General features: G+C 73.7%; 18 protein-coding genes. 12 read left to right on the top strand and 6 right to left on the bottom strand.

The window, feature by feature from the left end:
• The first annotated feature begins 140 nt into the window (after positions 1-140).
• The 4 genes from Q0795_RS01210 to coaE all read left to right on the top strand — a co-directional run bounded on the left by Q0795_RS01210 (position 141) and on the right by coaE (position 6,479).
• A complete protein-coding gene (locus Q0795_RS01210) occupies positions 141-575 on the top strand; it encodes a hypothetical protein (protein WP_298885536.1) in 435 nt (144 codons plus the stop codon).
• A gap of 98 nt (positions 576-673) precedes the next feature.
• Positions 674-4,816 carry an ATP-dependent RNA helicase HrpA gene (gene hrpA / locus Q0795_RS01205; RefSeq protein WP_298885534.1) on the top strand — a complete coding sequence of 1,381 codons (4,143 nt, stop codon included), beginning with the start codon at positions 674-676 and terminating at the stop codon, positions 4,814-4,816.
• Between the two features lie 32 nt (positions 4,817-4,848).
• Positions 4,849-5,523 (top strand): VOC family protein, encoded by a 675-nt coding sequence (locus Q0795_RS01200; RefSeq protein WP_298885532.1) that lies wholly within the window; start codon positions 4,849-4,851, stop codon positions 5,521-5,523.
• On the top strand, positions 5,520-6,479 hold the full coding sequence (gene coaE, locus Q0795_RS01195; RefSeq protein WP_298885530.1) for a dephospho-CoA kinase: 960 nt from the start codon (positions 5,520-5,522) through the stop codon (positions 6,477-6,479). The genes Q0795_RS01200 and coaE overlap by 4 nt, the downstream gene beginning before the upstream one ends.
• Positions 6,480-6,519: 40 nt before the next feature.
• Here the strand turns inward: coaE and Q0795_RS01190 are convergent, their stop codons facing one another.
• On the bottom strand, positions 6,520-8,649 hold the full coding sequence (locus tag Q0795_RS01190; RefSeq protein ID WP_298885528.1) for a prolyl oligopeptidase family serine peptidase: 2,130 nt from the start codon (positions 8,647-8,649) through the stop codon (positions 6,520-6,522).
• A 113-nt stretch (positions 8,650-8,762) separates the two neighbouring features.
• Between Q0795_RS01190 and Q0795_RS01185 the strand changes: the two genes are divergently transcribed.
• Positions 8,763-9,743 (top strand): PAC2 family protein, encoded by a 981-nt coding sequence (locus tag Q0795_RS01185; protein ID WP_298885526.1) that lies wholly within the window; start codon positions 8,763-8,765, stop codon positions 9,741-9,743.
• Here the strand turns inward: Q0795_RS01185 and Q0795_RS01180 are convergent.
• Positions 9,719-10,360, bottom strand: a complete 642-nt coding sequence (locus Q0795_RS01180) for a hypothetical protein (protein ID WP_298885524.1) — start codon at positions 10,358-10,360, stop codon at positions 9,719-9,721. The genes Q0795_RS01185 and Q0795_RS01180 overlap by 25 nt on opposite strands.
• Before the next feature lie 69 nt (positions 10,361-10,429).
• Between Q0795_RS01180 and Q0795_RS01175 the strand changes: the two genes are divergently transcribed.
• The 4 genes from Q0795_RS01175 (at position 10,430) to Q0795_RS01160 (ending at position 14,832) form a co-directional block, all read left to right on the top strand.
• Positions 10,430-11,146 carry an EcsC family protein gene (locus Q0795_RS01175; RefSeq protein ID WP_298885522.1) on the top strand — a complete coding sequence of 239 codons (717 nt, stop codon included), beginning with the start codon at positions 10,430-10,432 and terminating at the stop codon, positions 11,144-11,146.
• Positions 11,147-11,208: 62 nt separating this feature from the next.
• The gene (locus tag Q0795_RS01170; RefSeq protein ID WP_298885520.1) at positions 11,209-12,438 is read left to right on the top strand and encodes a DUF4192 domain-containing protein; all 1,230 of its coding nucleotides are present in this window, start codon (positions 11,209-11,211) and stop codon (positions 12,436-12,438) included.
• A gap of 45 nt (positions 12,439-12,483) precedes the next feature.
• Complete coding sequence (locus tag Q0795_RS01165; RefSeq protein ID WP_298885518.1) at positions 12,484-12,891, top strand: universal stress protein; 408 nt, start codon at positions 12,484-12,486, stop codon at positions 12,889-12,891.
• A 288-nt stretch (positions 12,892-13,179) separates the two neighbouring features.
• Positions 13,180-14,832 (top strand): RNA polymerase sigma factor, encoded by a 1,653-nt coding sequence (locus tag Q0795_RS01160; RefSeq protein WP_298885771.1) that lies wholly within the window; start codon positions 13,180-13,182, stop codon positions 14,830-14,832.
• A 69-nt stretch (positions 14,833-14,901) separates the two neighbouring features.
• Here Q0795_RS01160 and zwf read toward each other — a convergent pair whose 3' ends face one another.
• The 4 genes from zwf to Q0795_RS01140 form a co-directional block, all read right to left on the bottom strand.
• Positions 14,902-16,335 (bottom strand): glucose-6-phosphate dehydrogenase, encoded by a 1,434-nt coding sequence (gene zwf, locus Q0795_RS01155; RefSeq protein ID WP_298885516.1) that lies wholly within the window; start codon positions 16,333-16,335, stop codon positions 14,902-14,904.
• A gap of 67 nt (positions 16,336-16,402) precedes the next feature.
• Positions 16,403-18,724, bottom strand: coding sequence for a DUF3488 and transglutaminase-like domain-containing protein (locus Q0795_RS01150; RefSeq protein WP_298885515.1), 2,322 nt, complete (start codon positions 18,722-18,724; stop codon positions 16,403-16,405).
• Complete coding sequence (locus tag Q0795_RS01145; protein ID WP_298885513.1) at positions 18,721-19,965, bottom strand: DUF58 domain-containing protein; 1,245 nt, start codon at positions 19,963-19,965, stop codon at positions 18,721-18,723. Before Q0795_RS01145 ends, Q0795_RS01150 begins: the two co-directional genes overlap by 4 nt.
• A 16-nt stretch (positions 19,966-19,981) precedes the next feature.
• Positions 19,982-20,959, bottom strand: coding sequence for an AAA family ATPase (locus Q0795_RS01140; protein ID WP_298885511.1), 978 nt, complete (start codon positions 20,957-20,959; stop codon positions 19,982-19,984).
• Between the two features lie 374 nt (positions 20,960-21,333).
• On the opposite strand from Q0795_RS01140, the gene mraZ reads away from it, so the two are divergent.
• From mraZ to Q0795_RS01125, 3 genes are all read left to right on the top strand, one after another.
• The gene (gene mraZ / locus Q0795_RS01135; RefSeq protein ID WP_083518871.1) at positions 21,334-21,768 is read left to right on the top strand and encodes a division/cell wall cluster transcriptional repressor MraZ; all 435 of its coding nucleotides are present in this window, start codon (positions 21,334-21,336) and stop codon (positions 21,766-21,768) included.
• Positions 21,769-21,941: 173 nt separating this feature from the next.
• Positions 21,942-22,958, top strand: coding sequence for a 16S rRNA (cytosine(1402)-N(4))-methyltransferase RsmH (gene rsmH, locus Q0795_RS01130; protein WP_298885769.1), 1,017 nt, complete (start codon positions 21,942-21,944; stop codon positions 22,956-22,958).
• Complete coding sequence (locus Q0795_RS01125; protein WP_298885507.1) at positions 22,955-23,407, top strand: hypothetical protein; 453 nt, start codon at positions 22,955-22,957, stop codon at positions 23,405-23,407. The genes rsmH and Q0795_RS01125 overlap by 4 nt, the downstream gene beginning before the upstream one ends.

Below are 23,407 nucleotides of genomic sequence, written 5' to 3'. Positions count from 1 at the left end.
CACGGTTCTGCGACCTGTGCACGTGGTATGCGGCAAGCACAGGGTGCGCTCGGCGTGCACAGGCAGGGGCGAGGACGGCCCGGAGGGGGCCTGTGGACAACTTCTGCGCGAGGGCGCGGGTTCGCGGCAGGCTCTGACGCATGAGCTTCGAAGACCTTCCCCCCGACTGGCCCGCCCGGGTGCTGGACGACCCGGTGCTGACCGCCGACGTCGTCGACCTGGTCGTCAGCGAGGCCGACCGCAGCGCTGGCGCGATCGGCTTCCTCCTGTGCCGCCCCGGCGGCAACCTCGCCCAGCCCGTGGTGGTGGGGGACCTGCACGGCGAGGACCCCGTGCGGGTCCTGGACCGGATGGTCGAGATCATCACCGACCTGCCCGACACGCCGGGTTTCGTGCTCGCGATCGCCCGCGACCGGGGTCTGGTGGGTGACGCCGACCGACGGCTGCACCAGCACGCGCTGGACGCCTGCGCGAGGGCGGGCCTCACCCTGTGGGGGACCTATCTCGCCACCCACGCCGGGGTGACCCAGCTCCCCGTGGCACTCGGCCTGAGCCGGCGGACCGGCGCCGCCTGAGCCCTCGCCCGGGCTCCGCCTGAGCCCACGCACTGACGCCGCCTGAGCCCGCACGCGCCGAGGAAATCTCCTGGTGCCCGCTGGTTACAGTGGGAGGCGTGCCCGAGCCCGACCGACGTCCACGACCCCACCGGTCCGGTCCCGCCGAGGACGGGCGGTCGGCGGGCGCCGGCAGACGCCGTCGGGGGCGGGGCAGGAGCGCCTCGGGGCGCCGCGGCCAGGGCGACACCCGCGAGGGACGTGCGGCCAGGCATACCCGGGCCTCGGCCGGCGTCGAGGCACGTCGGGCGGCCGCGCCGGCCCCCACGGCGCTGCACTACCCGCCCGAGCTGCCCGTCAGCGAGCGTCGCGAGGACCTGCTGAGGGCGGTCCGCGACCACCAGGTCGTCATCGTCGCCGGCGAGACCGGCTCCGGCAAGACCACCCAGCTGCCCAAGATCTGCCTCGAGCTGGGGCGCGGCGTCGAGGGCATGATCGGGCACACCCAGCCGCGGCGGATCGCCGCCCGCTCGGTCGCCGAGCGGGTGAGCGAGGAGCTCGGGGTCGATCTCGGCACCGTGGTCGGCTACCAGGTGCGCTTCACCGACGTCTCCCGCGACGACACCCTCGTCAAGGTCATGACCGACGGCATCCTGCTGTCCGAGCTGCAGCGGGACCGTGACCTGCGCCGCTACGACACGATCATCATCGACGAGGCGCACGAGCGCAGCCTCAACATCGACTTCATCCTGGGCTACCTCAAGCAGCTGCTGCCGCGCCGCCCCGACCTCAAGGTCGTCATCACCTCCGCGACCATCGACGTCCAGCGCTTCGCCGCGTTCTTCGCCGACGCGCACGGGGAGCCGGCCCCGGTCATCGAGGTCTCGGGACGCACCTACCCGGTGGAGGTGCGGTACCGCCCGCTGGTGCGCGAGGGCCCGCCCCGCAAGGACGGGTCGGCGACCGAGGTCGAGGTCGACCAGGTGACCGGCGTGGTCGAGGCCGTCGAGGAGCTGTGGACCGAGGCCACCGGGCGCGACGGGCTGGGCGAGGACGTCCTCGTCTTCTGCTCCGGGGAGCGCGAGATCCGCGACGTCTGCGACGCGCTCACCGGGCTGGACCTGCCCGGCACCGAGGTGCTGCCGCTCTACGGCCGTCTCTCCGCCGCCGAGCAGCACCGGGTGTTCTCCCGCCACGCCGGGCGCCGCATCGTCGTGTCGACCAACGTCGCCGAGACCTCGCTCACCGTCCCCGGCATCCGGTATGTCGTGGACACCGGCACCGCGCGCATCAGCCGCTACAGCCAGCGGCTCAAGGTGCAGCGGCTGCCGATCGAGCCGATCAGCCAGGCCTCGGCCAACCAGCGGGCCGGTCGCTGCGGCCGGCTCGCCGACGGCATCGCCATCCGGCTCTACGGCGAGGAGGACTTCGCCGCCCGGCCCGCCTTCACCGACCCGGAGATCCTGCGTACCAACCTCGCCAGCGTCATCCTCCAGATGACCAGCCTCGGCCTGGGCGACATCGAGAAGTTCGGCTTCCTCGAGCCCCCGGACTCCCGGCAGGTCGCCGACGGCGTCCGCCTGCTCACCGAGCTCCAGGCCATCGACCCCACCGCCCCCGCGCACCTGCCCCGGCAGCGGCTCACGGCATACGGCCGGGCGATCGTGCGGCTCCCGGTCGACCCGCGTCTGGCCCGCATGCTCATCGAGGCCGAGCGGCAGGGCGCCCTCAAGGAGGTGCTCGTCATCGTGGCGGCGCTGTCCATCCAGGACGTCCGGGAGCGGCCCGCCGACCACCAGCAGCAGGCCGACCAGGCGCACGCCCGGTTCCGGCGGGTCGGTGGGGTCACCGGCCCTGCCCGCCGCGGCGGTCAGCGACAGGAGGGCGAGGCGTCGGCCAAGGATGTCGTCGACAGCGACTTCCTCGTCGTCCTCCACCTCTGGCGCTACCTGCAGCAGCAGCAGAAGGACCTCTCCGGCAGCGCCTTCCGGCGGCTGTGCAAGGCCGAGTTCCTGCACTACCTGCGGGTGCGCGAGTGGCAGGACCTGCACACCCAGCTCAAGCGGGCCGCCAAGCAGCTCGGGCTCGAGGTCAACCAGCACCCGGCGAACGCCGACCAGGTGCACACCGCGCTGCTCACCGGGCTGCTGTCCAACGTCGGCATGTGGGAGCGGGAGGCCCGGGCCTACCTGGGCGCCCGCAACGCCCGCTTCGTCCTGCAGCCCGGGTCGGTCCTGCACCGCCGCAACCCGGACTGGGTGATGAGCGCCGAGCTGGTCGAGACGACCCGGCTGTGGGCACGCACCAACGCGGTCGTCGACCCCGCCTGGGTCGAACGCGCCGCGGCGCACCTGGTGAAGCGCTCCTACAGCGAGCCGCGATGGTCGCGCACGGCCGGGTCGGCGGTCGCCGACGAGCGGGTGACGCTCTACGGCATACCGCTCGTGGCGGGGCGCACCGTGCCGCTCGGCCGGATCGACCCGGAGACCGCCCGGGACCTCTTCATCCGCCAGGGTCTCGTGGAGGAGGACTGGGAGACGCGGCACGAGTTCTTCCACGCCAACCGACGGCTGGTCAAGGAGCTGGGCCAGCTCGAGGCGCGGGCCCGGCGGCGCGACATCCTCGTCGACGACGAGACGCTGGTGGAGTTCTACGACGCGCGGATCCCGGCCGAGGTCGTGTCCGGCACCCACTTCGACACGTGGTGGAAGACCGCCCGCAAGCAGGACCCCGGGCTGCTCACCTTCACCGAGGAGCTGCTGGTCGGCGACGCGGGGGACCAGGTCAGCGCCCAGGACTTCCCGACCGGCTGGCGCCAGGGGGAGCTCACCCTCGGCCTGACCTACCAGTTCGAGCCGGGCGCGGACGCCGACGGCGTCACCGCCCACGTCCCGGTCGAGGTGCTCAACCAGGTCACCGAGGAGGGTTTCGACTGGCTCGTCCCCGGCATGCACGAGGAGCTGGTGACCGCGCTGGTCAAGGCGCTGCCCAAGGACGTGCGCCGCAACTTCGTCCCCGCGCCGGACCACGCGCGGGCCGCGCTGCGGGGTATGCGGGAGGCCGGCACGGTCGGGGTCGTCCCCGTGCGCGAGGCGCTGGCCGAGGAGCTCACCCGGCGCGGGCTGGTGCGGGTGTCGCCCCAGGACATGGACTGGGACCGGGTGCCCGACCACCTGCGGATGACCTTCCGGGTGGAGCGAGCCGCGCGTCCGGGAGACGGCGCGAAGGGCGGTTCCGGCGGGGCCACGTCGCGGGGCGGCAAGGGCAGACGCGGCCGGGGCCGCGTCGAGGTGCTGGGGGAGGGCAAGGACCTCGCGGCCCTGCAGGAGCGGCTCGCCGGGCAGGTGCGCAGCACCATGGCCGCTGCCGCATCGGGCGTCGAACGCACCGGGCTCACGACCTGGCCGGCCGACCTCGACCCGCTGCCGGACAGCTTCAGCCGTTCGGTGGGTTCGCGGACCGTGCAGGGCTTCCCGGCGCTGGTGGACACCGGGGAGGCGGTGGACGTCCGGGTGCTCGCGACCCGCTCGGAGGCCGACCGGGAGACACTCCGGGGGGTGCGCCGTCTGCTGCTGCTGGGCACGACCCCGCCGTGGAAGCGGTTGCTGTCGCTGCTGTCCAACCAGCAGAAGCTCTCGCTGGGGCACAACCCGCACGGATCGGTGCCGGCGCTGCTCGAGGACGCCCTGGCCGCGGCCGTGGACTCGGTGGTGGCGCAGCAGCCGGGGGCGACCGTCCGCGACCCCGCGCAGTTCGAGGCGGCCCTGACGGGGGTGCGCCAGCAGAGCGTGCCCCGGGTGCTGGAGATCGTGGAGTCGCTCGTGCCCATCCTCGACACCGCGCGGGAGGTCTCGCTGCGGCTGCAGCGGTTGGACGCCCCGGCCGCCGCCGACCTCGCGACCGACCTGCGCCGTCAGCTCGACGCCCTGGTGCGGCCCGGCTTCGTGACCGAGGTGGGCCATGCCCGGTTGCCGCGGATGGTGGTCTGGCTGCGGGCGATGGCCGAGCGGCTGGACAAGGGGATCCAGGACCTGCCCCGCGACCGCCGCCGCATGGAGGAGGTGCACGTCGTCGAGCGCGACCTCGCGGACTTCCTCGAGGCGCTGCCCCCGCACCGCCGTCAGGACCCCGACGTCATGGACGTCGTCTGGTCCGTCCAGGAGCTGCGGGTCTCCCTGTTCGCGCAGCGGCTCGGCACCCCCGCCCCGGTCTCGGCCAAGCGGATCTACGCCGCGATGGACCGCGCCGAGGCCGCCACCTGACCTGACCGGCCCCCCTCTGGCACAGTCGAGGTATGTCTCCCACCGACCCGACCCACCACGAGCTGTCCACCGACCCCGGGCTCGGCGACTGGCGGGTCCTCCTCGACCGGCTGCATACCCGGCTGCTCACCGGGGACTTCGCCACGGGTGCCCGGCTGGTCGGTCGCATCGCCGAGGTCGCCGACGAGCTGGGCCACCACCCGGACGTGGACCTGCGCTACGGCCACCTCTCCGTGAGCACCATCAGCCACGACGTCGGGCGGCTGACCAGCCGGGACCGCGACCTGGCGCTCGCCGTCAGCCGGCTCGCCCGCGAGGAGGGGGTGACCGCAGCGCCGCAGGAGGTCAGCGCGGTCGAGATCGCGCTCGACGTCCTCGACCTCCCTGCCGTCGAGCCGTTCTGGGCGGCCGTGCTCGGATTCGAGACCGACGGCGAGGGCCGGCTCGTGGACGGGGCCGGCCGGCTGGCGCCGATGTGGTTCCAGCAGATGGAGGAGGCGCGCCCCGGGCGCGGCCGCTTCCACCTCGACGTCGACGTGCCGCACGACCTCGCCCGGCAGCGGGTCGACGCCGCGCTGGCCGCGGGGGGTCGCCTCGTCACCGACGAGTTCGCCCCGGCCTGGTGGGTGCTGGCCGACCCCGAGGGCAACGAGGTCTGCGTGTGCACGTGGCAGGGCCGCGAGGGCAGCGGAGAGCAGCAGGTATGACGTTGCGCGTCGGCCTCTCCGGCGGCATCGGCTCGGGCAAGTCGACGGTGTCGGCGCACCTCGCCTCGCTCGGTGCCGTCGTGGTGGACGCGGACGCGGTCGCGCGCGAGGTCGTCGAGCCCGGCACGCCAGGGCTGGCGCAGATCGAGGAGCGCTTCGGCCCTTCGGTCATCGCCTCCGACGGCAGCCTGGACCGCCCCGCGCTGGGGCGGGTGGTGTTCGGTGAGGAGCAGGCCCGCCGCGACCTGGAGGCGATCACCCACCCCCTCATCGCCCGTCGCACGGCGCAGATCATGGAGGGGGCCCCGGAGGGCGCGGTGGTGGTGCACGACATCCCCCTGCTGGTGGAGCTGGGTCGGGCACCCGACTACGCCCTGGCGGTCGTCGTCGATGTCCCCGAGGCCGAGCGGCTGCGCCGGCTCGTGAAGCTGCGGGGGATGGACGAGCAGGCCGCGCGCTCGCGCATCCGGGCGCAGGCCGACGACGCGCAGCGCAGGGCGGCCGCCGACGTCCTCCTCGACAACGCGACCTCCCTGGACCGCCTGCGCGAGCGGGTCGACGACCTCTGGTCCACCCGGCTGGTGCCGTTCCGGGACCACCTGCGCGACGGCATACCCGGGGGGCCGGGGGGCCGCGCGAGCGCCGCCGACACCGAGCGGCTCCGGGCGAGGGTGGAGGCGGCGCTGGGCCGTCGGCTCGAGCGCGCCGCCGCTCCGCCGGGGCAAGCCGGCGACGGAGGCGCGCGGTATGCCCTCGCCCCCGGCGTCCTGGACGAGCCGGAGGTGCGCCGAGGTTTGCGGCAGCGGGGGCTGGTCGTGGTGGACGACGACGCGCCGGCCGCGCCCGTGCCGGACGGGCCCGTGCCGGAGCCGCCCGTGCCGGACGGGCTCGACGAGGTCACGGTCGCCTCGGCGGACCCGATGTCGACGGCCCGGCTGCGCCTCCTGGTCGGCTGACCGACCTCCGACCCGGGCCTCCTGCGCGTCGGGTTCGCCCTTACTGCGCGTCCGGTGCGGGAGGGGGTGTGAGACCGAGGTGCTGGGTGGCGGCGTCGGTGGTGGCGCCCGGCTCCTGGCCGAGCACGTGCTCGGCCAGGAAGGCGCTGACGACGGAGTACCAGACCTGGGCGTGCTGCGGGCTCATGATCCAGTGGTTCTCCTGCGGGAAGTACAGGAACCGGTGCGGGGTCGTGCCGTCCTCCGCCTGGGGCAGCCCGGAGCGCGAGAGCAGCTCGTACCAGAGCCGCAGGCCCTCGCCGATCGGCACGCGGTAGTCCTTGTCGCCGTGGATGACGAGCATCGGGGTGACGATCTGCTCCACGAACCGGTGCGGGCTGTGGTCCGCGCTCATCTGCGGCGTCATCTCGCGCTGCCAGTAGAACGCGGCGTCCGTCGTCGGGCCGAAGCCGTCCAGCGCCCACAACGAGGCGTGCGTGACGACCGCCCGGAACCGGTCGGTGTGCCCGGCGACCCAGTTGGCCATGTAGCCGCCGAACGAGCCACCCATGGCCGCGGTCCGGTCGGCGTCGATGTCGCTGCGCGCCACCGTCGCGTCGGTGATCGCCATGAGGTCGGTGTAGGGCGCGTCGCCCCAGGCGCCCCAGCCACGACGCACGAACTCCTGGCCGTAGCCGGTGGACAGGGCGGGGTCGGGGAGCAGCACGGCATACCCCTGTGCCGTCATGAGCCACGGGTTCCACCGCCACGTCCAGGCGTTCCACGAGCCCAGCGGCCCGCCGTGGATCCACAGCAGCAGCGGGTGGCCGGACGCGGACGCCGGCTCCTCCTCGGGGAGCGCCAGCCAGGCGCGCACCCGGCTGCCGTCCGCCGCGGTGGTCTCGACCTCCTCGAGCCGCCCGGGGACCTGCGGACGCTCCGCCGGGCCGGGGAGAGGGGTCACCTCGCCGGTGGCGAGGTCGAGCCGGACGACCTCGGGCGGGAAGAGGTAGGAGGAGCGCACGCCGTAGGCGGTGGCGCCGTCCGGGGACACCACGAGGTCGCTCCACGCCGCCTCGTCGTGGGTGACCTGCTCCACGCGCCCGTCGGCGACGTCGATCCGGAAGACCGGACGCCGTCCCTCGCTGTCGGCCAGCACCAGCACCGAGGACCCGTCCGGGGTCCAGGCGACCGGCTGGGCCCAGCGGTCCCAGTCGTGGGCCAGCGGGGTCAGCTCCCCGGTCCCCGTGTCCATGACGTGCAGGCGCGGGTGCGGCGGCCGGTCCGGGGCGGTCATCTCGCCGACCACGACGACCGCCCGGGTGCCGTCCGGGCTCACCGGCCCGGCGTGCGCCTCGGATCCCTCGAGATCCACGAGCGTCCGCAGACCGCCGTCCGCGACGTCGACCCGGGCGATGGTGGAGCGCAGGTCGGCCCGCCCCAGGGGCACGGTGAGGTCGACGAGCGCGAAGCTGCCGTCCGGCGCCATCCTCGGGCTGGGCTCGTGCAGCGGGGGGTGCTGGCCCCCGGTCAGCAGCCGCAGGTGACGCTCCCGGCCGCGGTCGGTCGTCCCGGGCAGCCCGGCGTCCTCCTCCGTCTCCAGCGAGGGGTCCGGGCCGTCCTCGAGGGCGAAGACCTGCGGGACCTGCGGGCCCAGGTCGTGGTCCCAGTAGCGGACGGGGTAGGAGGAGTGCAGGATGGCGTCGACCTTGGCCTTGCTCCGCCCCTCGTGCAGCGTCCGGTGCTCGGCCTCGTCCGAGGCGCCGCGCAGCAGGCCGGCGACGACGAGGATGCGGTCGACGTCGCGGGCGCACACGACGCCCGACACCCCGCCGGGGCGCCGCAGGACCACCCGCGCCTCTCCGCCGGTCGAAGGGACCTGCCACAGGGCCGCCGAGGTCTCACCGTCGTCGTCGTCCGGGTCGGGACGGGCGGAGGTGAAGTAGAGGTCCCCTCCGGCGCCGAACGCGGCACCGGACTCACCCTTGGCGCTGCGCGTGAGGCGGTATGCCGCCCGCTCACCGGCGGGGTCCAGCTCCCAGAGCGCGGAGACGAAGCCGGTGCCCGACGCGTTCGGCGTCGACACCGTTGTCACCAACCGCGTGCCGTCCGCGCTGAGCGCCAGCCCGGACACGCGGGGGAGGGCCACGTAGTGCGGCAGGTCGTGGAAGGGGGTCGCCGGTGACGTCATACACCGTTCCTATCATTGGCGCCTGACGTGCGCCTTCGCTCCCCCGGCGACGGGCGGCCCGGAATCCCGCGCCGGGTCGGCGCGTTGAGAGGGCAGACCTGAGAGGAGACACCGTGACGACGCACTCGCCACTGTTCCGGCTGGAGGCTGACGCCGCCCGCCAGCCCCAGCCAGCCCCGCTGCTGCTGGTGTCGCTGGAGGGCTTCCTCGACGCCGGACAGGTGCGGTCCACGCTGGCCGAGCACCTGCTCGACACCCTCGAGCACGAGGTGGTCGCGACCTTCGACGTCGACGAGCTGGTCGACTACCGCTCGCGCCGGCCGCTCATGACCTTCGACTCCGACCACTACACCGACTACGACGACCCCTCGCTGGTGCTCTACCGGCTCGTCGACGCCGCCGGGGAGCCCTTCCTGCTGCTGCACGGCATCGAGCCGGACTACCGCTGGGAGGCCTTCGTCGACGCCGTCCGCCAGCTCGGGCTGGCCTTCGGCGTGCGCCGCATGGTGAGCGCCCACGGCATCCCCATGGCGGTCCCGCACACCCGACCGGTGGGCACCACGCGGTTCGCGAGCGACAACTCGGTGCTCGGGGACTACACCCCCCTCTTCGGGCAGGTGCGCATCCCCTCCAGCGCCGACTCCCTCCTGCACCTGCGGCTCGCCGAGTCCGGCCTGCTGACCATGGGCGTGGCCGTGCACGTGCCCCACTACCTCGCCGAGACGCAGTTCGGGGACGCGGTGGTGGCGGCCGTGGACGCCCTCATGGACCTCAGCGGCCTCGTGCTCCCGACGACCGACCTGGTCGCGATGGCGGGGTTGACCCGCGGGCGGATCGAGGAGGAGCTCGCCAGCAACGACGAGGCCCGCGAGGTCGTCGAGGGCCTGGAGAAGCGCTACGACCACTTCATCGAGGGCCAGCGGCGCAAGAGCCTCCTGGCCGCCGAGGTCGCCAACCTGCCCAGCGCGGAGGAGATCGGGGCGCAGTTCGAGGCCTTCCTGCGCGACCCCGAGTCGGTCGACGACGAGGGCGCCGACGAGGGGGAGGGGCCCACGCCCCCGGCCGAGGGTCAGGACGGCGGCGGCAGGTCGTAGCGCGGGCCGGTCGGGGCGTCCCTCGGCGAAGCCCGCCGGCGCCCCTCTCCGGCGGGCGGACCGGGAGGCCGGTGGGCCAGGGTGTAGGCCGCGGGGTCCGGTCCTTGCTCGGTGACGTGCTCGCGCCGGCGGGCCAGCACGGCCAGGGCGGCGCACGCCAGGCCCACCGGGAGCAGCAGCAGACCCAGGGTCAGGCCGGTGCCGCCGCGCAGCCCGGTGGGGGCGGTCGCCGGTCCGTAGGGACCGGCGTAGACGGCGTCACCGGTGTCGCAGACCAGCGTGGCCGGGCCTGGGTCCTGGCCGGGGACGGTGCGCGCGACCTCGTGGAGGTCCTCTCCCTGGACCCGGGTGGTGAAGTCCTGGTCCGGTCGCAGCATCAGCGTGTCGTCGAGCGTGCAGGCGGTGGCCGCCCGGGTCTGCGGCGAGCGCGACCAGACGGACATCCCCTCCTGCGGCACGATCACCTCCTGCCCCGGCACCACCCCGACGAGGTCGGTGGTGGACCGTCCGGCCGAGCCGGTCGCCCCGAGGGCCAGCAGCACCAGCCCGGTCAGGCCCAGCAGCACGGCCAGGGGCCAGAGCAGCCGGACGCCCCTCGCCCGCCCTCCTGACGTCATACCGCGCAACCTAACGCACCCCGTGTCAGGATGAGCGCGACCCTGTGCCCGAAGAAGAGGAGAGACGACGTGGCTGGACCCGAGTCCGACGTGGCGGTGACGCCCGACCCCGAGCTGGAGGACGGCGGCCGCCTGGACGCCCTGGCGAACGCGTTCATCGGCAAGCTGCTGGACTTCGGCGTCGACGGCATCGGTCCGCTGCAGTCCTCCAGCGAGGTCCTGGCCCGGGTGCGGCGCAAGCACGGCGACGACCGCGACCGGGTCGTCGGTGACATCGTCTCCGAGCACATCCGCAAGGCGGCCGCCGGTGGATTCATCACCGGCGTGGGGGGCATCTTCACCATGCCGGTGGCGATCCCCGCCAACGTCGTGGGCTTCTACACCCTCGCCACCCGCATGGTCGCCGCCATCGCCGAGGAGCGTGGCTACGACGTCAGCAGCCGGTCCACCCGTGCCGCCGTGCTGCTCTCCCTGGTCGGCGCGGATGCCGACGAGCTGATGCGCAAGGCCGGGGTCACGACGGCCATGGGCATGACCGGCTCCGGCCGGCTGGCCAGGCTGGCCACGTCCCGGCTGCCCAAGGCCGCCGCCATGATGGTCAACAAGGCCGTCGGGTTCAGGCTGCTGACGGCCGTCGGTGGGCGGGCCCTGGGCAGGTTCGTCCGCTTCGTGCCGGTGGCCGGGGGTGTCATCGGCGCCGGGCTGGACGGCTACCTCATGAAGCGCATCGCCGACCACGCGCGCCGCGAGTTCAGCGACCGGGAGGCGGGCGCCGCCACCGGCTGAGAGTTATCCACAGATCGCGAGCGGGTCCGCCACGGCGGGCCCGCTCGCGGCACGCTGGAGGTATGACGAACCACGAGCCCGGGGGGCGCTCGCCGGAGCCCGACCTCCCCGCACCCGACACCACCTCCACCTCCTCGCACGCCCCGGACCCCCCGGTGCGGCTCAGCGGTGCCGGGCAGCTGCTGGCGGTGCTCCCGCACCTCCTCGGCTACCGGCCCGAGCGCAGCATCGTCGTCGTGGCGCTCGCGCTCGACCCCCGGGGCACGCTGGGCCAGATGGTCTTCGCCGGCCGCCTCGACCTGCCGACGACGCCGGACCTGGGCGTCGGACTGCAGCAGCTGCGCTACGCGGTGCAGCAGGCGGCGGACGGATCGAGCGGCCCGACCCTGCTGGCCGTGTTCGGCCACGACCTGCCCACCGGCCCCGACGGCGAGGTCGACCGGGCCGCCGTGGCGGGGCTGCTGGCGGCGTCCCGGGGGCTGGCCCACGACACCGGCTGCCACGTGCACGACCTCGTGCTCGTCCGCGACACGGCCGCCGGGCGGCAGATGTGCGCCGTGGTCGCCGACGGCGAGGACGTGCTGGAGCAGGAGCGGGGCTGGCGGGCGGCGCCGTCCGCGCCGGACGTCCCCGCCGCGGCCGACCTCGTCCTGAGCGGTCGGGCCGTGCTGCCCTCCCGAGGGGCTGTCGCCGCGTCCGTGCGGCGCCGGGACGAGGAGGCGTCCCGGGCGACGGACGTCTCGCTCCGCCTGCTCCACCTCGCGCCCGAACGGCTGGACGAAGGTCGTGCGCTGAGCGACCTGGACGCCTGCCTCCACGAGGGCAGCACGCTGGACGCCCGGCAGCGTGCGCAGGTGGCGGTGGTGCTGCAGGACCGGTGGGTGCGGGACGCCGTGCTGGCCCGGTGGCTGCCCGACCTGCCCTGGGCGCAGGACGCGTCGGTCCCCGGCGAGCTGGTCGAGGCGAGCCGGGCCCTGCGGCCCTGGCCCACGACGGCCCACCAGGAGGGTCTGGAGCGGCTGCTCACCCTGGTCGCGCAGGTGCCCCGCGGCCTCGGCGGCCCGCTGCTCACCCTGGGGGCCATGGTCGCCTGGACCCGCGGCGACGGGACCGTGGCCAACGAGATGTGCGACCTCGCGCTCGAGGTCGACCCCGGCTCGCAGCTGGCCGGCCTGCTCCGGCGGGCGCTGGAGGTCGGGCTGCGCCCGCCCCGCCCGGCGCCGGGTCGTCAGGCCGGGCGTCCTGCCGAGCGACGCGCCCGGGGACGCTCAGGAGGGCGCCCGGCGGCCTGAGGTGTAGCCTCGCGGCACATCTCATCACGCAGGAGGGCGCTGTTCATGTCGATCATCGTTGGCTACATCCCGACCCGCGAGGGCAGGGCGGCGCTGGTCGCTGCCCGCACCGAGGCGCTGCTGCGCAAGGTGAAGCTCGTCGTCGTCAACTCCCACCGTGGCGGACGTGACTTCGACGCGGGCGAGGCGCGGCGCTTCGAGGAGGAGCTGGCCGCGGTCGGCCAGGAGCTGGACGATGCCGGGATCGAGCACGAGGTCCGCGCCCTCGCGCGGGGCAACGAGCCGGCCGAGGACCTCATCGAGGTGGCGGGCGACAGCGACGCCGACCTCATCGTCATCGGACTGCGTCGACGCACCCCCATCGGCAAGCTCATCCTGGGCTCCAACGCGCAGCGCATCCTCCTGGAGGCGCAGTGCCCGGTGCTCGCGGTGAAGGCCGGCGAGAACGACTGAACCGGGCCGCGAACCCGGGCGTCGCCCGCGATCGGGCCGCCCCCGGAGGGGCTGCGCGCACCCCGGGGAATGTGCGCCGGGGCATCCAGGTTTTATAATAGTGTGAGCCGCGTGCCGCACCCGGCACCACTCACCACTTCTTGAGCCGCGTCGGGTTCCTCATGCCCGTCTGCGCTACACCTGCTGCCCCACAGAGAGTTGGTCCACCCCGTGACAGCCAGGACGACCCGCACGAGCACCCCCGAGCTCCCGCCCGCCTTCGAGCACGAGGCCCTCCGTGCCCTGCTCATGACCGGGACCGAGCAGGGCTACGTCGAGGCCGAGCAGGTGAAGACCGCCCTGGAGGCCGCGGACGTCACGTCCGCCGCGACGCAGAAGAAGGTGCTCCGGGTCTTCAGCGACCAGGCGATCGAGGTGCGTGCCGAGCCGGCGCCAGCCCGCAAGCGGGCCAGCCGTTCCACCAAGGGCCGCACCACCTCGGCCACGGGCACGTCCCCGGCCGGGACCGAGGAGTCGGCACCCGCCACGACCTCCTCCGCGGCCACGAGCAGCACGACCACGGCCGGCAGGTCCACGACCGCACGTAAGGCGTCGTCCACCGGCACCAAGACCACGGCCGCGAAGACCACCGGCACCAAGTCCACGGCCGCGAAGACCACCGGCACCAAGTCCACGGCCGCGAAGACCACCGGCACCAAGTCCACCGCCGCGAAGACCACCGGCACCAAGACCACGGCCGCCACGACCACGACGGCCCGCAAGGCCGCCTCGGCGGCCGCCGGGTCCACCGACGAGCCGGCCGCCCCGGCCAAGGGGCGCGGCCGCAAGAAGAAGGACGTCGTCGACGAGATCGTCGAGGCCCCCTCGCCGGAGGACGTCGAGGCCGCGGACGCCGAGGAGGTCGAGGAGGCGCCCGAGACCCCCGAGGTCGCCAAGACGAAGACGCCGGCGACCAAGGGCGACGAGGACAGCTTCACCCTGTCGACCGCCGACGACGACGACGCGCCGGCCCAGCAGGTGGTCACCGCCGGAGCCACCGCCGACCCGGTCAAGGACTACCTCAAGCAGATCGGCAAGGTGGCGCTGCTCAACGCCGAGCAGGAGGTCGAGCTCGCCAAGCGCATCGAGGCCGGCCTGTTCGCCGAGGAGAAGCTCAACTCCGGGGAGAAGATCGAGGCCAAGCTCAAGCGCGAGCTGTGGTGGATCTCCAACGACGGCAAGAACGCCAAGAACCACCTGCTCGAGGCCAACCTTCGCCTCGTCGTCTCGCTGGCCAAGCGCTACACCGGCCGGGGCATGCTCTTCCTCGACCTCATCCAGGAGGGCAACCTGGGCCTCATCCGGGCGGTCGAGAAGTTCGACTACACCAAGGGCTACAAGTTCTCGACCTACGCGACCTGGTGGATCCGGCAGGCCATCACCCGCGCCATGGCCGACCAGGCCCGCACGATCCGGATCCCCGTGCACATGGTCGAGGTCATCAACAAGCTGGCCCGGGTCCAGCGTCAGATGCTGCAGGACCTCGGTCGCGAGCCCACCCCGGAGGAGCTGGCCGCCGAGCTGGACATGACGCCGGAGAAGGTCGTCGAGGTCCAGAAGTACGGCCGCGAACCGATCTCCCTGCACACCCCGCTCGGCGAGGACGGCGACAGCGAGTTCGGCGACCTCATCGAGGACTCCGAGGCGGTCGTGCCCGCCGACGCGGTCTCCTTCACCCTGCTGCAGGAGCAGCTGCACTCCGTCCTCGACACGCTCTCCGAGCGTGAGGCGGGCGTGGTGTCCATGCGCTTCGGCCTCTCCGACGGCCAGCCCAAGACGCTGGACGAGATCGGCAAGGTCTACGGCGTCACCCGCGAGCGGATCCGCCAGATCGAGTCCAAGACGATGTCCAAGCTGCGCCACCCCTCGCGCTCGCAGGTGCTGCGCGACTACCTGGACTGAGCGGACCCCGAGCCCGACCACCTCGAGCCCGACCACCCGGCGACCGGCCGGAGGGTCGGGCTCGCGGCGTCAGCGCTGCCCGGACTCGCGCCACTGCCGCTCGAAGGGCAGCCGCCAGGTGAACGGGGTGATGAGCTGGTGGATCTGGTTCGGGCCCCACGACCCCTGCTGGTAGGGCCGGACCACGGGTGCGTTGTCCAGCAGCGGCTGGCTGATCTCCCAGAGCCGCTCGATGCCCGAGGCGGACACGAACAGCGTGCGGTCGCCCCGCGCGGCGTCGTAGATGAGCCGTTCGTAGGCCTCCAGCACGCCGCCGGCCCAGTCGGTGTCCTGCATGGAGAACTGCATCGACAGCTTGTCCAGCTTCATCCCCGGGCCGGGCCGCTTGCCGTAGAAGCTCAACGACATCCGGGCCCGGTCGGCGAGGTCGAAGGTCAGATGGTCGGGTCCGTGGTCGCCGACACCCGACCCCGGGGGGAACATCGACTGCGGCGGCTCCCGGAACGCGATGGAGATGATGCGCGCGCCCTCGGCCAGCTGCTTGCCCGTCCGCAGGTAGAACGGCACCCCCGCCCAGCGCCAGTTGTCCACGAAGCACTTGAGCGCCACGAAGGTCTCGGTCTGGCTGTCCTCGCTCACCCCGGGCTCGTCCCGGTAGCCGACGTACTGGCCCCGCACGACGTCGCTGGGCTCCAGCGGCAGCATGGAACGGAAGACCTTGTTCTTCTCCCGGCTGATCGCCAGCGGCTCCAGGGAGGTGGGCGGCTCCATGGCGGTGAAGGCCAGGATCTGGAACAGGTGGGTGACGACCATGTCGCGGAAGGCGCCGGTCTGCTCGTAGAAGTCCCCGCGCTGGGAGAGCCCCAAGGTCTCCGGCACGTCGATCTGGATGTGGTCGATGTGGTTGCGGTGCCAGATCGGTTCGAACAGGCCGTTGGCGAAACGGAAGGCCAGGATGTTCTGGGCCGGCTCCTTGCCGAGGAAGTGGTCGATACGGAAGATCTGGTCCTCGTCGAACACCTCGTGCAGCTGGGCGTTGAGCTCGACGGCGGAGCCGTGGTCGGTGCCGAAGGGCTTCTCCATGATGATGCGGCTGCGTTCCACCAGCCCGGCCGAGGCGATGGTGCCCACCGCCTTGAGGGCCGCCCTCGGCGGGACCGAGAGGTAGTGCAGGCGCAGCGGCTCGTCGCCCCTCAGCTGCTCCTCGGAGCGGTCGACCGCCGCGCGCAGCGCCTCCGGCCCCTCCGAACCGGGCACGTAGTCCAGGTGCTGGACGAAGTCGCGCAGGGCCGAGTCCTCGCACTCCCGCACGCTGAACTCCTGCACAGCCTCCATCGCCAGGTCGCGGAAGTCGTCGACCGACATGTCGTCGAGCGAGGTCCCGACCACCCGCAGGTCGTCGACGAGACCGGACAGGAAGAGGTGCAGCACGCCCGGGATGAGCTTGCGCCGGGCGAGGTCTCCGGTGGCTCCGAACAGGACGACGGTCAGGGGTGCGGTCATGGGTCACCACTCTGTCGTCTCCGGGTGCCGGACGCCACCCCGCGGACCCGACGCACCGGCCGGCGGGTCAGCGGCGCAGGAGGCGCCGCACGCCCTCGCGCACCCCGGCCACCCCGCTGCCCGGGAGCAGGGCGGCGTTGACGCGCTGGTTCCAGGGGGAGGTATGCCGTACCTCGTCCACCACGGTGCGCACGTCCTCGCTCATCTGGTGCGCCTCGGCCTCGCCGAGGGCGCCGGGAGCGGCATACCGGGAGCGTTCGAGGGTGGCCACCGCCCGTCCCAGCGCGCGGTCACCGGTGTCCTCCATCGTGGTGCCGCCGAGGTAGTGCCGGCGCATGCTGCGAGGGCTGCGCTCCGGCGGCGTGGCGACGCCCAGGTCGCTCAGCGACCGGGTGAGCAGTTGCCACTCGCCCTCGATGCGCTCGGACGCCGTGGTGGCCGCGCGCACGCCGGCCTCGCGGTGCCGGCGGCCGGCCCAGGGCAGCACCGCCGCGAGCGCCCCGAGCGCCAGCAGCGCCAGCAGCGCGCGCAGCAGGGTCGGGAGGAGGTCGCCCAGCCGGTCCAGCAGGGTGGGGTCGCCCGGAGCGGGCGCCGCCGTGGGCTCGGGGGTGGGGGTGAGCTCCTGGGGCACCTCGGAGGTGCTGGGGGCGGCGTCACCCTCGTCGGTGGACCGGGCGTACGCCGGCGGGGTGCCGGCGCGGACGCCCGGGGTCGGCTCGAAGCGGGTCCACCCCAGGCCGTCGATCCACAGCTCGGGCCAGGTGTGCGCGTCGGCGGCGATGATCTGCCGGGACCCGTCCTGCTGCGGGGTGCCGGGGAGGAAGCCGACGGCCATGCGCGCGGGGATGCCCTCGTGCCGGGCCATCATCACCATCGCCGTCGCGAACTGGACGCAGTAGCCCTGCCGGGTCTCGAGGAACCCGCCGATCGGGTCGTCGGCCCCGGCCTCGGCGGCGGGCTCCAGCTCCAGGGAGTACTGGTAGTCGCCGTCGCTGCGCAGGTGCCCCTGGATGAGGACGGCCGCCTGCAGCGCGTTGTCCTCCTCGCCGACCACCTCGTCGGCGAGCGCGGAGACCGCCGCCCGCGAGACCTCGTCCACGGCCAGCAGGTCCTCGTCGAAGTCGCCGGCCGACGCCGGCTGGTCGCCGACGCCGTCCGGGAGCTGGCCCCCCACGTCGATGGTGAGGTAGGTCGCGTCGTAGCGCGAGCTCTGGCCCTGCAGCACCACGGTGGCGTCCTGGGGGTCGTAGCGGTAACCGGCACCCTCCAGCTCCAGCGCGGTGAGCAGGGGAGGGACGGCCAGGTGGGGCGGCTCCAGCACGTTGTCGAGGACCTGGAACTCCGACTCGCCGACCGGTACGCCCTGACCGAGCCCCGGCGGGTCGGGGATCGGTGCTCCCTGGGGCAGGAGCGCGGAGGTGAGGCGCTCGGGAGCGACCCACCGGCCGTCCTCGAAGCGTTCGGTGGCGGTGACGCGCAGCGGCTGCAGGCTGATGGCGTTGGTGCGGTAGGTCAGGACCGGCGCCTGCGACTGGTTGCGCAGGTCCTGACCCGGGTCCATGGTCTCGGTGAAGGAGACGTCACCGGCATCGGCGTCGACGTCGCGGGCGTCCGGGTTGCGGGCCAGCCCGTCCCCGAAGAAGGTCGGTGGCAGGTGCGGCAGGAAGGCGGCGCCCAGCACGGCCGCCACGACGGTGAGGGCTCCGACCAGCTGGGCCAGGCCGCGGTAGGTGCGCGGACCCTCGGACACGTCGCTGTCGCCACGGGACTCGCGCCGGCCCGCGGAGGGCCAGGTGAGGGACAGCCGACGCCCCTGCTGGGCGAGCATGAGGAGCCACATGACGAGCACGGCGGCGAAGTACCACGGCTCCATGGCCTGCCCGGTGTTGGAGACCGAGACCAGGAACCCCGCGACGAGGGGTATGCCGGCGCTCGCCGGGGCGCGCCCGGTCACCCCCATCGAGTCGACCGAGACCGCGGTCAGGGTGAGGACCGCGACGACGAGGAAGGAGACGCCCTGGGTGGTCGGGGCCGGCGCGGCATACGTCTGCAGGACGGTGCCGGCCTGGGTCAGCAGGGCGCCGACCATCTCCAGCGTCTCGCGGGTGGGCAGCACCCCACGCCACAGCGTGTCCTGCAGATAGATGACGGCCAGCCCGCCGAGGCCGAGCGCGAGCTGGCCCAGCGCGACCAGGGTCGGCGGCGTGTCGATGGAGCGGAGCGCAGCGCCGCCGAGGGCGATGAGGAGCACCATCGTCACGCCGGGGGCGAGCCAGCTGCCCTCCCGGAGCAGGTCGGTCAGCGGCCACGCGACGGTCAGCGTGGCGAGGGCTGCCACCAGCCCCTCGGCCCACAGGCCCCGGGCCACCCAGTCGCGGTCGTCGTTCACGCCGACCTCCCGACCGCGGTGGCCCGCAGCGAGGTCCACGCCTCGGGTATGCCGGTGTGCGGGCCCACGGTCACCGTGCGCCATCCGGCCTCGGCCAGGACCCCGGTGGGGGCGTCCTCGGTCGTCGGTCCGCCGAAGCGGGCCGGGTCCAGGACGAAGGCCAGCGCCCGGGACCCGGGCTGGCGGATGGAGGCGAGGGTCCGCAGCTCGCGGTCGTCGTGCGCGACGACCGCGGCGACGAGGAGCACCCCGCCGGAGCTGAAGGAGGAGGCGGCGGCCGAGAGGCGGTCGAGCCGAGTATCGGGCTCGGGCTGGACCCGGGCGAGGGCGTCCATCGCCGGGCCGAGCTCGACGGGGTGCTGGGCGGTGCCGTCCCGGAGGGCGGCGTCGGTGAGCAGGTGGACGACGAACCCGTCGGCCACGAGGTGCCTCGCGACCGAGGCCAGGGCGCTCACCGACCACTCGTAGGACGGGCGCATCCCCGAGCCGGGGTGGGCCTGCCCCCGGGAGTCCAGCAGCAGCACGGCCCGGCGACGGGCCGGGCGGTCCTCCTGGCGGACCATGAGCTCGCCCCGGTGCGCCGTCGCCGGCCAGTGGACACGGCGCAGCTCGTCACCGTCGCGGTAGGTCCGGATGCTGACGTCGTCCTCGCCGTGCAGCGCGATCATCTGGGGCTGCTCGCCCTCGCTGCCGCGCGAGCTGCCGCGCATCCGGTCCTGGCCCAGGCCGACGACGCGCGGCAGGACCAGCAGCTCGGTGCGCGAGGACAGCTGCAGCGTGCGGAAGGTCAGGCCGAAGGGGTCGCGCTGCCGGAGCACGATCGGCCCCAGCGCGTAGGCGCCGCGGTGCCGGGAGCGGACGGTGTAGCGCAGCCGCCGCTCCTCCCCGGTGACCATGCGAGGCAGGATGAAGCGCGGGCGGTCGCCCAGCTGGTAGTCGAGATGCTCCTCGGCGAGGTAGACCGCGGAGCGGGGGCCGAGGTTGCGGAAGCGCACCTCGACCTCCCCGCGCTCCTCGGGGACGAGCCTCGGGGGGTCGACCTCACGGGTCACGGTCATGCGTGGGGGGCGGCGGGGCATGAGGATGAGCACGAGCACGGGCAGGGCCACGAGGGCCAGCCCGATGCGGGTGACGTCCTCGTAGCCCAGGACGGTGCCCGCGCCGACCATGAGCAGGCCGAGGACGAGGAACGCCTTGCCCCTCGTCGTCAGCGCTCCCCACGGGCCGGTGGCGTGCGTCATCGGTGGCGGTCCAGCCTCATCGGCCGGAGGGGACGGTGGTGCGCTCGAGGAGGTCGCGGACGATGTCGGCGGTGCTGCGGTGGGCCAGCGAGGCCTCCCCGGTCGGGAGCACACGGTGGGCGAGCACCGGCACCGACATCGCCTGCACGTCCTCGGGGAGGACGTGGTCGCGGCCGGCCAGCGCGGCGTGGGCGCGCGCGGCGCGGAGCAGCTGCAGCCCGGCCCGGGGGGAGGCCCCCAGCCGCAGCATGCGGTGCGCCCGGGAGGCCGACATGAGCTCCACGACATACTGTCGCAGCGCCGCGGAGATGTGCAGCCCGCGGACGTTGTCGATCTGCTGCTCCACGTCGGCTGCCGTCGTGACGGCGTGCAGACCCTCCAGGGGGCTGACCGACCCGTGCGTCTCGAGCATCGTCATCTCCGAGCTCGCCGACGGGTACCCCATGGAGATGCGGGCCATGAAGCGGTCCCGCTGGGCCTCGGGCAGGGGGTAGGTGCCCTCCATCTCGATGGGGTTCTGCGTGGCCATGACGAGGAAGGGCCGCGGCAGCGGGTAGGTCTGTCCGTCGACCGTGACCTGACGCTCCTCCATGGCCTCCAGCAACGCCGACTGCGTCTTGGGCGAGGCGCGGTTGATCTCGTCCCCCACGACGACGTTGGCGAAGACGGCCCCGCGGCGGAACTCGAACTCGCGGGTGTCCTGGTTGAAGACGCTGACCCCGGTGATGTCGCTGGGCAGCAGGTCGGGGGTGAACTGCACCCGGCTTACCCGGCAGTCGATGGCCCGCGCCAAGGCCTTGGCCAGCATGGTCTTGCCCACGCCCGGGACGTCCTCGACCAGGAGGTGGCCCTCGGCCAGCAGGGCCGTCACCGCGGTGGCGACCGCGTCGTCCTTGCCCTCGATGACGGTCGCGATGGCCCGGTGCACCGCGCCGGCGACGGACCGCACGGCCTCCAGGTCGACGGTGTCGGGCGCGGGCGAGATGGCAGACATGACCCCGATCTTGCCAAACGTCACGCCGAGCCGCGTCGCCGTCCCGCACCGGGAGCCGTCGGAACCCCGGTCCTCCACTTCGCCCCACCGCCGCCGACTCCGGGGCGCCCCGGCGATCCCGGCCGCCGGCAGGACGTCCGGTGTGGCGCCCTGACCTGGGACGATGCCGTCGGCCCGGCGCGGGGCGGCGTCCGGCTCGCGCTGTGGAGGCCGAGACTGGCCGGTCTGCGCTCCACGGCGCACCACCCGGTCTGACCTGCGATGTTGTCGAAGAATGTGGCACGATGAGTCCGGTTTGGTGGCCTTGGTGGGGCAAAGTGGAGTAGAGTGGGGGCACTTGGAGACACCAGCCGATCGACCGAAGGGGTGGTGACGTGCTCTTCCTCGGCACCTACACGCCCCGCCTCGACGACAAGGGCCGGATGATCCTGCCGGCCAAGTTCCGCGAGCGGCTGGCCGGAGGGCTCGTCATCACGCGAGGACAGGAGCACTGCCTCTACGTCTTCACCCAGGCCGACTTCGAGCGCCTCGTCCAGCAGTGGCAGGACAGCCCCACCTCCTCCAAGACGGTCCGCGACTACCAGCGGTTCTTCCTGTCCGGCGCCTCGGACGAGATCCCGGACAAGCAGGGCCGGGTCACCGTGCCGCCGCTGCTGCGCTCCTACGCCGGCCTGACCGGGGAGTGCACCGTCATCGGGGCGGGCAACCGGCTGGAGGTCTGGGACTCCCGGGCCTGGGCGGCCTACACCGAGGAGCACGAGGACTCCTTCGCCGACCTGTCCGAGGAGGTGGTCCCCGGACTCATGTGACCTCGGGCGACCGCACCCTGGCCTCCCCCCGTCCGTCGACGCCCCGGCTCCTCTTCCCCGGAGCCGGGACCACACCCTCGACCCGACCCGACTTCCCCCGGGCCGGGAGGGGGCGGACGGTGGGGGACCAGGGACCGGCCACCGTCGTCACCCGCGACCAGGGACCGACCGTCATGGCAGCAGAGACCCCGCGCGCGACGCAGGACCGGCACGTGCCGGTCCTGCTGCACCGCTGCGTCGAGCTGCTCGCCCCGGCCCTGCAGCACGAGGGCGCGGTCTACGTCGACGGCACCCTGGGCCTCGGCGGGCACACCGAGGCCCTGCTGCGGGCGTGCCCGGCGGCCCGCGCCGTCGGCATCGACCGCGACCCGCAGGCCCTGGCCCTCGCCACCGAGCGGCTGGCGGGCTTCGGTGACCGCTTCGTCCCCGTGCACGCCGTGAGCGACGACCTGCCGTCCATCCTGGCCGAGGTCGGGGTCGACGGAGCCGACGCCGTGCTCTTCGACCTGGGGGTCTCCTCGCTGCAGCTGGACGAGCTGGAGCGCGGCTTCGCCTACCGCGCCGACGCCCCGCTGGACATGCGGATGGACCAGTCGGTCCCCGGCACCGCCGCCGACGTGCTCAACACCTACGACGTCCGCGACCTCACCCGGATCCTGCGCGACTACGGCGAGGAGCGCTTCGCCCGACCGATCGCCCGGGCCGTCGTGCGCCGTCGTGAGGAGGAGCCGTTCACGACCTCCGGCCCGTTGGTGCAGCTGCTGCACGACGTCGTGCCGGCCGCGTCGCAGCGCAGCGGGGGACACCCCGCCAAGCGCACCTTCCAGGCGCTGCGGATCGAGGTCAACGCCGAGCTGTCGACCTGGCGCGAGGGGCTGGCCGCGGCGCTGCGGGCGCTGGTGACCGGCGGCCGCATCGCCGTCCTGTCCTACCACTCCCTCGAGGACCGCATCACCAAGCAGGCGCTGGCCGCGGGGGCGACCAGCTCGGCCCCGCCCGACCTCCCGTTCGAGCTGCCCGAGCACCAGCCCTGGCTGCGCCTGCTGACCCGCGGGGCCGAGCGTGCCGACGCGCAGGAGCAGGAGTCCAACCCGCGGTCCGCCTCGGTCCGCCTGCGCGCCGCCGAACGCCTCCGCACCACCCCCGACCAGCCCGTCCGCACCACCCGCGAGGAGCCCGCGACGCCATGAGCCAGATGACCATCTCCAGCCGCATCGGTCGGGTCGCGCCCGCGCGGTCCGGTGACAGCGTCCGTGCCCGCGCCGTGGACGCCGCACCCGCGTCCACCAGCAACGGGTTCCGGCTGCTGTGCGTGCTCCTCGTCGCGCTGACCTTCACCGCCGTGCTGCTGCTCAACACGGTCCGCGCCGAGGGGTCCTACGTCCTCAGCACCCTGGAGGTGGAGGCCACGGCGCTGCACGACCAGAAGGTCACGCTGGCCGACGAGCTCGAGAGCAAGGGGTCCTCGGAGAGCCTGGCCCGGGCCGCGACCAAGCTCAAGATGGTCCCCTCGACCTCCACCGCCACCCTGCGCCTGTCCGACGGCTCCATCACCGGCGTGGCGTCCAAGGTGGACGGTTCGCGCACGCTTACCGTTGATCTGCCCTCGACGGGCACGGCTCCGGCGAAGGACGACTGA

It is taken from the genome of uncultured Serinicoccus sp. (genome assembly GCF_947487915.1).
Classification (GTDB): domain Bacteria; phylum Actinomycetota; class Actinomycetes; order Actinomycetales; family Dermatophilaceae; genus Ornithinicoccus.
Note: the sequence above shows the minus strand (reverse complement) of the source record. Positions and strands in the feature narration are given on the sequence as shown.